Annotated in this window: 9 protein-coding genes; 7 read left to right on the forward strand and 2 right to left on the reverse strand. The window is 72.4% G+C overall.

What is annotated here, in order from left to right; all coding sequences use genetic code 11:
- The coding region (locus GT354_RS25390; protein ID WP_161358691.1) for a non-ribosomal peptide synthetase at positions 1-2111 on the forward strand (2111 nt) is incomplete at its 5' end.
- Positions 2112-2258: 147 nt separating this feature from the next.
- Here the strand turns inward: GT354_RS25390 and GT354_RS25395 are convergent.
- Entirely contained in the window at positions 2259-3023 is a 765-nt protein-coding gene (locus GT354_RS25395; RefSeq protein WP_346012165.1) for a thioesterase domain-containing protein, read from the reverse strand.
- 180 nt (positions 3024-3203) lie between these two features.
- Between GT354_RS25395 and GT354_RS25400 the strand changes: the two genes are divergently transcribed.
- Genes GT354_RS25400 through GT354_RS25425 form a run of 6 tightly spaced genes read left to right on the forward strand, consistent with a single transcriptional unit; the run spans position 3204 to position 11168 of the window.
- The gene (locus tag GT354_RS25400) at positions 3204-4532 is read left to right on the forward strand and encodes a cytochrome P450 (RefSeq protein ID WP_346012166.1); all 1329 of its coding nucleotides are present in this window, start codon (positions 3204-3206) and stop codon (positions 4530-4532) included.
- The gene (locus GT354_RS25405) at positions 4529-7993 is read left to right on the forward strand and encodes a condensation domain-containing protein (protein ID WP_161358692.1); all 3465 of its coding nucleotides are present in this window, start codon (positions 4529-4531) and stop codon (positions 7991-7993) included. Before GT354_RS25400 ends, GT354_RS25405 begins: the two co-directional genes overlap by 4 nt.
- A gap of 1 nt (position 7994) precedes the next feature.
- The gene (locus GT354_RS25410) at positions 7995-9008 is read left to right on the forward strand and encodes a hypothetical protein (RefSeq protein WP_161358693.1); all 1014 of its coding nucleotides are present in this window, start codon (positions 7995-7997) and stop codon (positions 9006-9008) included.
- On the forward strand, positions 9005-9214 hold the full coding sequence (locus GT354_RS25415) for a hypothetical protein (protein WP_161358694.1): 210 nt from the start codon (positions 9005-9007) through the stop codon (positions 9212-9214). The genes GT354_RS25410 and GT354_RS25415 overlap by 4 nt, the downstream gene beginning before the upstream one ends.
- On the forward strand, positions 9211-10413 hold the full coding sequence (locus GT354_RS25420; RefSeq protein WP_161358695.1) for a thioester reductase domain-containing protein: 1203 nt from the start codon (positions 9211-9213) through the stop codon (positions 10411-10413). The genes GT354_RS25415 and GT354_RS25420 overlap by 4 nt, the downstream gene beginning before the upstream one ends.
- A gap of 17 nt (positions 10414-10430) precedes the next feature.
- A complete protein-coding gene (locus tag GT354_RS25425; protein ID WP_161358696.1) occupies positions 10431-11168 on the forward strand; it encodes a class I SAM-dependent methyltransferase in 738 nt (245 codons plus the stop codon).
- Positions 11169-11249: 81 nt separating this feature from the next.
- Here the strand turns inward: GT354_RS25425 and GT354_RS25430 are convergent.
- A partial coding sequence (locus GT354_RS25430; protein ID WP_161358697.1) for a hypothetical protein occupies positions 11250-11566 on the reverse strand: 317 nt, incomplete at its 5' end.

Genomic DNA, 11566 nt, shown 5'->3' on the forward strand with positions numbered 1-11566 from the left:
CGCGCTACTCCGCCGGCTTTCGGGTCCGACGCGCACACCCGCGCCGCCCGGTGATCTCCCGCGCGCCCGACGCCGAGTTGACCCTCACGCTCGTCGTCGACCCGGGCGCCGCCGCGCCGCAGCTGGAACTCACCCACGACGCCGACCTGATCGACGCGTGCACCGCCGAACGGTTCGGTGGGCACGTCCTGCGGATGCTCGACGCGATCACGAGCCTGCCCCACACACCCGTCGCGGACCTGGCCATGCTCGGGCCGAACGATCGCGCGCTGCTCCGGAGTTGGGGGACCACGCCGGACATCCCGGACGCGCTGCGCCCGGTCCCGAGACTGCCGGCCGAGTGGGCGGCGGACACTCCCGAGGCGATCGCCCTCGTGTACGGAGACCAGACGCTGACCTACGCCGAACTCGACGCACGCGCCGACCTGTTGGCGCACCGCCTCGTCGCGGACGGGACGGCCGCGGGCGCGGTGGTCGGGCTGTGCATGCCCCGCTGCCCCGAACTGGTGGTCGCGATGCTCGCCGTGCACCGCGCGGGCGCGGCCGCCCTGATGCTCGACCCCAAGGCCCCCGACGCGTACCTGGGACGCTTCGTCGAGCAGGCCGGGGCACGGCTCGTGCTGACCACGAGCCGCTTCGAGCGCACCCTGCCGCCCGAGGCGAAGGACGTCCTCGTACTCGCGCCCACCGGCCTCGCGCCCGGACCGGTCGCGCCGGAACACCCGTTGCCGGAACCGGCCCTCGACGACCCGGCTTTCCTGGTGCAGACGTCGGGCTCCACCGGCACGCCCAAACTGGTCGTCGTCACCCACCGCGCCGTCGCGCATTCCGCGTTCGCCCAGATCCGGGCACACGCAGTCGCGGCGGGGGAGCGGGGCGGTTGGACCTTCCCGGCCCAGACCAACGTGTCGGTGACCGTCGTGGTGTGGGCCTACCTGGTCGCCGGCGCGCCGCTGCACATCGCGCGCGACGAGGATCTGTCCTCGCCGGAGCGGCTGCGCGACTGGTTGCTGTCGGAAGGCATCACCCAGGTCTTCGTGGTGGCCCCGCTCGCGGAGGCCCTGGTCGGCATCGCCTGGCCCGCTCGCACCCCGCTGCGCACCCTGCTGACCGGAAGCGACCGGGTGCGCCGATGGGCACCCGAGGAACTGCCGTTCGAGGTGGGCAACTGGTACGGCGCGAACGAGGTGAACATCGTCACGTCACCGCTGATCCCCCGCGACCGGCCCATCACATCGCACACCGCGACCGCGCGCGACCGCACCTTGCCGCCGCCGATCGGGCGGCCGTGGCCGGGCGCCCGGCTGTACGTCCTCGACGGTGACCTGCGGCCCGTGGCGCCCGGGGTGGTCGGCGAACTCGCGGTGGCGGGACCCGAGCAGGCGCGCGGATACCTGACGGCTCGCCAGACGGCCGAGCGCTTCGTACCGGACCCGTTCGGCGACGTACCGGGCGGGCGGCTGTACCTCACCGGCGATCTGGTGCGCTTTCGCGCCGACGGAATCCTCGAACACCGAGGCCGAGCGGACCACCAACTCAAGATCGCGGGTATGCGAGTCGAAGTGGGCGAGGTCGAGAAGGCGTTGCTCGCCGCACCGGGCGTGCGCGCGGCGGCGGTCGCCGCGCCCGAGGATCCCCAGGGCACCCGACGGCTCGTCGCCTACGTGGTCGCCGGGGCCGACACGGACACCCGCGCCCTGCGCCGCGAACTCGCGCGCGTCCTGCCGGACCACATGGTGCCGCACGTGTTCGTCCGGCTGGACGCACTGCCGCTCAACTCCGGCGACAAGATCGACCGCAACGCCCTGCCCGTCCCCGACTGGGCCGCGTTGGCCGCGCCCACGACCGCGTCGGGTCCTGCCCCCCGCACGGACGACGAGCGCACGAACGACGAGCGCACGCCGGTGGAGGATGCCCTGGTGCGGGTGTGGGAGGAGATCCTCGGCCGCGAACACCTGGGCGTGGACGACGACTTCTTCCTGCTCGGCGGCGATTCGCTGAGCGCCGGGCGGGCGGTACGGCTGATCGTGGAGCGACTGGGCATCCCGCTCAAGGTCCGCGTGCTCATGCTGCATCCCACGCCGGCCGAACTGGCCCGTGAACTCTCCTGATCCGCGGGCCCGATCGATTCGAGCGCCGAGCCGTTCGGCGACAGGCCGCACGACGCGACGTGAGGCGACATGAGGCGACGCGGTGCGCGGCCCGTCGTCCGGACACCCGCACCGCGTCACGGCCGGACTCGGTCTCGGTTTCGGTGTTCAGTCGGGGGCGTCGGCGCGCGCCAGGTCGCCGGTCACGAGGTCGGAGAGCGCGCCGGGACAGTGCAGGAAGTCCAAATGCCTGCCCTCCAGCGCCACCACACGCACGTCCGCGCACTCCGCCCATCCCGGCGCCACCGTCGCCGGCGGCACCACGTCGTCCTCGGACCACGAGATCACCGTCACCGGACAGGGCACCCGACGCGAGGCGTCGTAGCGGTAGGGCCGCTGAAGCACCAAGTCCTCGTGCAGGACCCGGGCGCCGAGTTCGGCCATCTCCTCGGGCGGTTCGCCCTGGCCGGTCTGCAGGTAGCGCTGCTTGACCTCGGCGGTCAGGTCGGCGGTGTCCAGGTCGACGAAGTTGAGCGCGCCGTACAGTCCCAGGTGCGGCGCGCCCCAACTGGACGCGAACAGCCGCTTCGGCAGCGGCAGTCCCCGATCGTCCAGGGTCAGGATCGTCTCCAGCGCGAACGGCACCGCCCCGCAGTGCCCGATGAAGGCGAACGGCCGGTCCAGCAGCGGCGCGAGGTGCGCCACGAGGTCGGTCGCGAAGGCGGCGTGATCCGTCGGCCCCGGCTCGCGAAAGCGGTTCTCGCGGCCGGGCGGCTGGAGCGCGCACACGGCGGTGCCGTCCGGCAGGGTCTGCGGCCACTGTCGGTACGAGGAGGCGCCCACCCCCGCGTACGGAAAGCAGAACAACAGCGACGGGCTGTCCTCCGGCGGCTTTCGCAGCAGCCATTTCCCGGTCTTCACAGGTGTATTCACCTCGAACACGGTAGCCGCGTGTTGCGACGAGGGGAAAGGTGCCGACGGTTTATCGAAAGACTTCGGAAAGAAATACCGACAGACGTTCCGGTGGATCCGCCGCAAGCTCTTCCTTCGATTCCTTTCGGGGTGGAGAAAGAATCATTGCCTCGGCCCGGGGGCCGATATAAGTTCCCGACTGTGCGTGCGCCGCACCGAGTGCGCCTGGACGCAGGACGGGAGACCTCCGCGATGCTCATGACCGGCCCCGGGACCGACGAGCGAGTGCCCCTCGACTCGATCGATCTCTACGATCCACGTCGATTCCAGACCCATGCGCAACACATCGCCCTGGCGACGCTGCGCGACGTGGCGCCCGTGTGGGCTCAGCACACCCCAGACGGTGCCCGCTTCTGGTCCGTCACGCGCTACGACGACGTCGTGCGCGTCCTCAAGGACGCCCGCCGCTACAGCTCCGAACACGGCACGATCCTCGACGTCACCGGCGGGGACAGCGCGGGAGGCAAGACCATCAACCTGATGGACCGCCCGCGGCACACGGCCGTTCGGACGCCGGCGTTCCACACCATGACCACGAACATCCTCGCCCAACGCACCGAGCGCATCCGCGCGCACGTGACGCGGATCATCGAGCCGCTCGCCGCGGGCGGCGACCACGATTTCGCCCGGTTGATGTTCGACCTGCCGATGGCCGCCGTCGGCGAGATCCTGGGCATCCCCCGGCAGTACTGGTCCGACATCCCCCGCTGGACGATGGCCGGAGTCGCGCCCGACGACCCGGAGTTCGCCAAGGGACAGACCGCCGAGACGCTGCGCGAGGCGCACCACGACCTGTTCGCGATGTTCAGCGAACTCATCGCCGACCGCCGCCGCGAACCGCGCGACGACCTCGTCTCCCGGCTCGCTCGGGTGGAGATCGACGGCGCGCCGATGGACGACAGCCTGGTGCTGCTCAACTGCTACAGCTTCGTCATGGGCGCCACCACCACGACGCCGCACACCGCGACGCACATGCTGCTCGCGCTGCTGGAGCGCCCCGACGTGTGGAAGGCGATCCAGGAGAACCCCGAACGCGCGGCCGCGGCCGTGCAGGAGTCGCTGCGGTGGTCCACGCCGACCAATCACCTGATGCGCCGCACCCTCACCGAGGTCGAGATCGCCGGAACCACCATCGGTGCCGGTGAACTCGTGGTGGCCTGGGTCGCCTCCGCCAATCGCGACGACCGGGTGTTCGACGACCCGTACTCGTTCCTGATCGACCGCTCGCCCAACCCGCACATCGCGTTCGGCATCGGCCCGCACTACTGCGTCGGCGGTCCTGCGGCGCGAGTGGCGCTGACCGTGCTCTTGGAGGAACTGGTCACCCGCTTCGACCGGTTCGAGACTGCCGGGGAGCCCGTCCACCTGCGCTCGAACTTCATCAACGGACTCACCCGGCTGCCGATCACGGCCCACCCCCGAACCGGGGCGACCGCGGCGGCGGGTGTCAAGGAGGTGACCCGGTCGTGACGGCCACCCCGACCGACGTACTGCCCGCGACACCGGTACAGGAACAGATGTGGCTCGTCGACGAGATGGACCGCGACGCCGCCGTGTACAACGAGCACCTGGTCTTCCGGCTGGCCGGACCGCTGTCGGTGCCCGCCCTCGAAGCCGGCTTCGACCTGCTCGTCGAGCGGCACGCGGCGCTGCGGACGATCCTGCCGGTAGACCGGGGTCGCCTGGGCCAGGCCCTGGTGGAACCGTGGACGGTGCGGCTCGACCCGCCGCCCGACTTCACCGACCGCCTCGACGAAGCGCTCGACTGGGCCCGCGCGTTGGTGGAGGAGCCGTACCGTGCGGCCGTGACCCCGCCGGTGCGCTTCGCCCTGGCCCGGCTGGGCGAGGACGAGCACCTGCTCGTGCTCGGCTTCCATCACGAGGTGATGGACGCCGGAGCGGCCGCGCAGCTGCTCGACGAGCTCGCCGTCGCGTACACCGCCCACCGCCGAGGCCGCACACCGCAACTCCCGCCGGTGACCGCCGACTACCGCGACTTCACCCGCTGGCACGGCGAACTCCTCGACAGCGGTGACCTCGACGCCGAGCGGGCCGCCTGGGTGGCCGAACTCGCGCAGGCTCCGCACGTGTTGCGGATGCCCGAGGACGCGCCGAGGCCGGCGACCAAACGCAGCCGGGGCGCGCTCGCGATCCACCCCTTCCCGGCGGGCATGGTGCCTCGGCTGCGCCGGTTCTCCGCCGCGCATCGGGTCACGCCGTTCCACACGCTGCTCGCGGCGTTCACGACCGTGCTGCACCGGCACACGCGAGCCGAGGACATGGTGCTTGGCATCTGCGGGGACGGCCGACCCGACCACTACCGCGACGTGGTCGGCCCGCTGTCGTGCATGATCCCGGTGCGGATGCGCGCGCCGGGCGACCTGAGGTTCGCCGAGCTGATGGGCACCGCGCGCGATGTCACGCTCACCGCGTACGACCGGCAGTTCATCCCGTTCCGGCAGGTCGTGCGGGAGAGTCTGGTCAGCCGCGACCCCGGTCACTCGCCGCTCGTCCAGGTGGTTTTCAACGCTCCGCCGCTGTTCTTTCGCCCGGACACCTTCCCGGGGTTGACGACGAGCGTCGTGCACGTGCCGCGCGGGCGATGCCGGTTCGACCTGCTGTTCAATCTCGAGTGGCACGGTGACGACGTCGTCGCGACGGTCGAATACGACACCGCGATCTTCGCGGCGGCCACCGTCGAACGGCTCGTGGACCACTTCGCGGCGGTCGTGGAGTCGGCGATGGCCGACCCCGACGCGACCCTGGACACGCTCGATCTCGCGGGCGAGAAGCCGGCTTTCGTGCCGGAGAAGCTCCGATCGGCGCCGGAGGGTGCCGCCCGCGACGAACTCCGGCACACCCTGCACTGTCCCTCGGGCCCGGTCGTCCTGTGGTCGGATCCGGCCTGGCCGGACGGCAGTCGGGGCGAGGTGGTGGCCGTGCCCGGCCTCGCCGAGGTCAGGGAGGCCACCGGCGCCCTCGCGCCCACCGGCCTGGAGGGCGTGCTGCACGTCGACGGGGCCCCGGTGCCCACCGCCGACACCGACACCGACGTCGGCGGTGCGCTGTGGGTGCGTCGGGTCGAGGACGGTCGACTGCTGTGGCGGATCGCGGGTGCGCCTCGGGGCGATCGGCTCGCGGAGCCGGGGCAGGCGACGCCCGTTCGGGCGGCCGGGCCGCGCTTCCCGGCGCTGGAGCGGCGCATCGTGGACCTGTGCCGCGAACTCCTGGAGGACGAGCGGGTCACCGTCGAGGACGACTTCTTCGCCGTGGGCGGCCACTCGATGATGGCTTCGCGCCTGGTGCAGACGCTGTCCGACGAGTTCGGGGTGCACATTCCGCTGCTGTTCGTCTTCGAGAATCCCGAACTGCACGAGTTCGCCGCCGCGATCGCCGCGCGTCACCCGGCGGTGGCCGACGCGCTCGCGGAGTTGGAGACCCTGACCGACGACGAGATCGCCGCGCTCGCCGACGCGACGGACGAGCCTGCGCCGGACGGCTCCGCCGGGGGAGCGGCGTCGCAGGCACCGGACGGATCGCTCGCACCGGACGCGTCGCCTCCCTCGGCCGCGTCGGCCTCGCCGAGCGCGCTGGCCGAGCGGACGACCGCGCTGGGCGCCGCCGAGGAACCCTTCTGGCTGATGGAGCAGTTCGTACCCGGCAGCGCCGTCAACACGCTCACGCTGTCGCTGCGCGTCGACGGGCCGTTGGACGAGGGCGCGTTGGAGTGGGCGTTCGGCCGCGCCGTCGACCGCGAGGAGATCCTGCGTACCACCTACCACCTGGCCGCGGGGGACGGAGCCCCGAGCCGTCGGGTGCACGCCGGGCACGCGTTCGCGATCGACGTGGTGGACCTGCGCCGGACGCCCGCCGAGGAGCGCGAGGAGGCCGCCGCGCGGGTGGCCGCAGAGCAAGCCGACCGCGGTTTCGACGTGTCCGAACTCCCGTTGATCCGGCTGACCGTGGTCCGCCTGGGCACCGGCACCCGGGACCTGCTGCTGACCTGTCACCACCTGGTGATGGACTACTGGGCGGTCACCAAGGTGTTGTTCCCGCAGATCGCCGCCTGCTATCGATGGCGGACCACCGGCGAGGGCGAGCTGCCGGCGCCGCGCACCACCGCCTTTCGCGACATCGTCGCCGCCGAGCGCGGGCGCGAGGCGACCGCCGCCGCCGAGGAACATCGGCGCTACTGGCGGCGCCGGCTCGCGGGCCTGCGCGAACTGTCCCTGCCCACCGACTTCCCGCGCCCGGCCGCACCGTCCTTCGACGGGGACGTCGTGTATCGACTCGCGTCGCCCGCCGTGCGCGACGCGGTGTACGCCTTCGCCGGCCGCGAACGAGTCACCCCGTTCATCGTGATGGCCGCCGCGCTGTCCGGCGTCCTGCGGCAGTGGTCCGGGCAGGACGACGTGCAACTGCTCACACCGTGCGAGAACCGCCTCGACCTCGACGCGGCCGACGTCATGGGGGTGTTCGTCAACCTGCTCGTGCTGCGTTTCGACGACGTCGACGCGCGGTCGACCTGGCGCGAGCACCTGGCCGCGACCCGGGCGACGGTCGCCGGCGCCTACGCCCACCAGTCCTGCCCGGCGGGCGACGCCCTGCGCGCCGCGGGCGCCGACTCGTTGGTGGTCAGCGGTCGCGGGTCCTACGTCACCCTCAACGTCTTCCAGGCCGAATCCGGCTTCGAGTTGGCCGGGTGCCTGGCCCACCAGGGGCGCATCGTCGCGAACGCGCAGGCGAGTACCGACCTGGAGGTGTCCACCCTGATCGTCGAGGACGGGCTCCTGTTCGACGTCAAGTACCGCACCGCGCTGTGGGAGCGCGCGACGGTGGAGGAGTTCGCGGCGGCCTGCGAAGCCGCCCTGATCGCGTTGACGGAGAACCCGGACGGTCCCCTGCCGGCACGTCCCGCAGGACACGCCTGACATGCCGGCATCCGTCGAACCCGACGTGCCCGACCGGGGCCACGCGGGCCCACTGACCGTCGTGGGCCCGCAGGTTCGTCCCGGCCCGGCCCACGGCACCGCCATGGCCCATCACGGCGAGATACTCCAGGGCGTCTTCGAACGCGACGAGGGCGGCCTGACCCACGCCGTCGTCTCGCTGCCGTTCCCCTCGCTGCACGCGTGCGCCACCTTCGTACCCGGCCGCGCGGCGGGCGTCACGGTCAGCCCGGCGTGGAAGACCAAGGCCGCGGGAGCCGCCCGGGAGACCCTGCGCCGGCTGGGCGTTCGCGAAGGCGGACGGCTGAGCGTGCACAGTTCGATCCCGGTCGAACGCGGCATGGGCTCCTCCACCGCCGACGTGGTCAGCGCGATTCGGGCGGTCGCCCGCGCGCACGGCACAACGCTCACCGAGGAGGACGTCGCCGCCCTCGCGGTGCGTGCCGAAGGAGCCTCGGACGGGGTGATGTTCGGCCATCGCGCGGTCCTGTACGCCAACCGCGACGGCTACGTCCTGGAGGATCTCGGCGGCCCACTCCCGAGCCTGGAGGTGCTGGGCTTCGACGTCGGCGGTCCCGACGTGGACACCATCGCGCTGCCGGCACGCGAATACCACGCGAGCGAGATCGAGCAACTACGCGACCTGCGCTCCATGTTGCGCCGAGCGGTCACCGAGGCCGACTGCGCGCTGTTGGGGCGCACGGCCACCGCCAGCGCCCGGCTCAACCAGCGCTTCCTTCCCCAGGCCGCGCTGCCGCTCGGCGAGCGGATCTGCCGCGACAGCGACGGCATCGGCGTCCAGGTCGCACACAGCGGCCGGGTCCTGGCGGTCCTGTTCGACCCGGCGTCCGCCGGACTCGCCGCGCGGGTGGCTCACGCCCGCCGGCAACTGCGGGCGGCCGGAGTACGTCGCGCGTGGTCCTTTCGTACGGAGCCCGCGACGACCGGGGAACCGGTCCTGCCGCGCGGCGCGGAGAACTGTGAGGAGCGCTTGTGAGGACGTCGATCCCGGTTCTGTTGACGCAGGACGACCTACGAATTCTGGCCCCGGAGCAGCCGATGCGACCGGAGCGGTCGGAGCGGCCCACCGCGCCCGGTGATCCCCGGGCCGCCGACCCCGCGACCGGTGCGCCTACCCGGGCCGTCGACGGCGGCGACGGCTGGGACGACGACGGCCCCTCGCCGCTGTGGAGTTGGCGATGAGCACCGTCGACGAGGACCAGCGGCTGCCCGCCGACGTCGTACCGCGCAACGACCCGGCCCGAGCCGGTGAGCCCGGCGCAGCCCTGGTCACCGGTGCGACCGGGTTCCTCGGCGCGGCCGTGGTGGCCGAACTGGTGGAACACACGGAACAGCGGGTGTACTGCCTGGTGCGGCCCGAGGACGGCACCGCGCAGGAACGCATCGAGGCGGCCCTGCGCTACTACGACCTGTGGCGCGACACGTGGTCGGACCGGGTGATCGGCCTCGCGGGCGACCTCGCCCGACCGGGGTGCGGCCTGTCGGAGACCGACCGGCGCATCGTGGTGGCGGAGACCGACACGGTCTACCACTGCGGCGCGGGCGTCAACGTCAGCTACCCGTACGAGGCGCTGCGCGGCCCCAACGTCTCGGGCACGGTGGAGGTGCTGCGCCTGGTGTGCGCGGGCCGGCCCAAGCGGCTCGCGCACGTGTCCACGGTCTCGGTGCTGTACGGACACAGCCTTGAGGGCGCAGAAGGCCCCGGTGTCGTCGAGGACTTCGCCGAACTCGGTCCCGCCGGCGCGCTCGGCGGCTACGGGTTGAGCAAGTGGGCGGCCGAACGCCTGGTCGTACAGGCCCGCGAACGCGGCGTGGACGCCCTGGTGTTCCGCTCCGGAACGCTCGCCGGCCACACCCGTACGGGAGTCTCCAATCCCAACGACTACGCGTGGCTGTTCCTGCGCACGTGCGCCGCGATGGGCGCCGCCCCGCTGGCCGGCTCGCCGCTGCAGTGGGCGCCCGTGGACTACGCGGCGCGAGCCGTCGTAAGGCTCACCCGCACGAGCGACGGATCGGCGCCGCCCGCCTACCACCTGATGGCGCCCGAACAGACCCGCTACACCACGCTGTTCTCGTGGATGCGCCGGTTCGGCTACCACCTGCGGCCCGCCGACTTCGCCCTGTGGCGCCGGCGTGTCCTGGACGCGTCGGTGACCTCGGAGCGCGACGAGCTGCGGCAGATCGCCGCGACCCTGCCCGACGCGGCGGCGGGCAGCGCCGCGGTCGTCCCCGACGTCGCCTGCGACCGCACGGACGCCGAGTTGGCCAAGCTCGGCGTCCGGTGCCCGGTCCTGGACGAGCCGCTGGCCCGCCTATACCTGCGCGTCGGGCTGGAACGCGCCGAGTTGCCCGCACCCGACCGAGTCGCCGCAGCATCGTGAACGCCGAGGAGAGGACCATGGCCGCATCCAGCGCCAGCGCGTACAACGCCGTTGCCGAGGTGTACGACGAATGGACGGGACCCCTGCCCGACACCCCCGCCACGGTGGAGTTCCTGGCCGGTTACGCGGGCGGCGGCGCGATCCTCGAACTGGGCGTCGGCACCGGGCGGGTGGCCCTGCCGCTGGCCGCCAAGGGCCTTGAGGTGATCGGCATCGAGGGTGCCGACAAGATGATCGACAAGCTCAAACTGCGCCCCGGCGGCGAGTCGTTCCCGGTCATCCTCGGTGACATGGCCGACGTCGCCGTCGACCGCGCGTTCTCGCTGATCTACATCGTCTTCAACACCTTCCTGTGCCTGCTCGACCAGCAGGACCAGGTGCGCTGCCTGCGCAACGTGGCCGACCACCTGGAGCCCGGCGGCACGCTCGTCACCGAGATGTACGTGCCCGACCCCAGGCGCACCGACGCCGACGGCCAGCGACTGGCCACCGGCAGCGTCGAGCGCGACCGGGTCTTCCTGGAGGCCACCATGCACGACACGCTCCGTCAGCGGATCCGTACCCAGGTGGTGATCGTCAGCGAGAGCGGCATCCGCCTCTACCCCAGTCAGATCCGCTACGTGTGGCCCAGCGAGTTGGACCTGATGGCACAGCTCGCCGGCCTCGAACTGGTGCGCCGCGACGGCGGCTGGGCGGGGGAGCCGTTCACGGCCAAGAGCACTCGGCACGTGTCGGTCTTCCGCAAGGCCGCCTGAACCCCCCCGTCCAGGCCGGCGCACGACGACGATGCGGCCCCGCCCACTCGGGCGAGGCCGCATCGTCGTATCCGCAGGCCCTCAGCCCACGGTCTCCTGCTGTTGCTGCGCCACGGCCACCGTGAAGCGCTCCACGAGCGCTCCCGCCGCGTCCGCGTCCAGCAGGTCGACCCGGTGCTGTAGCCGACCCACCAGGTCGTCACCGTCCGCCCACAGGTCCACCGACACCGGCAGCGCGGTGCGCTGGGAGCTCTCGGTCGGCTCGGTGCCCGGCCGCGGCGACACCGGCTCCACCCACACCCCCGGACCGATCTCGCGCGGCGCCGGCAACGGCTTGCGCAGGGTCAGGGCCATCCACGGCAGGGCCCGCCGCAGCTCCGGAGTCCCGCTGCGCACAC

The organism is Streptomyces sp. SID3343, from assembly GCF_009865215.1.
Taxonomy (GTDB): domain Bacteria; phylum Actinomycetota; class Actinomycetes; order Streptomycetales; family Streptomycetaceae; genus Embleya.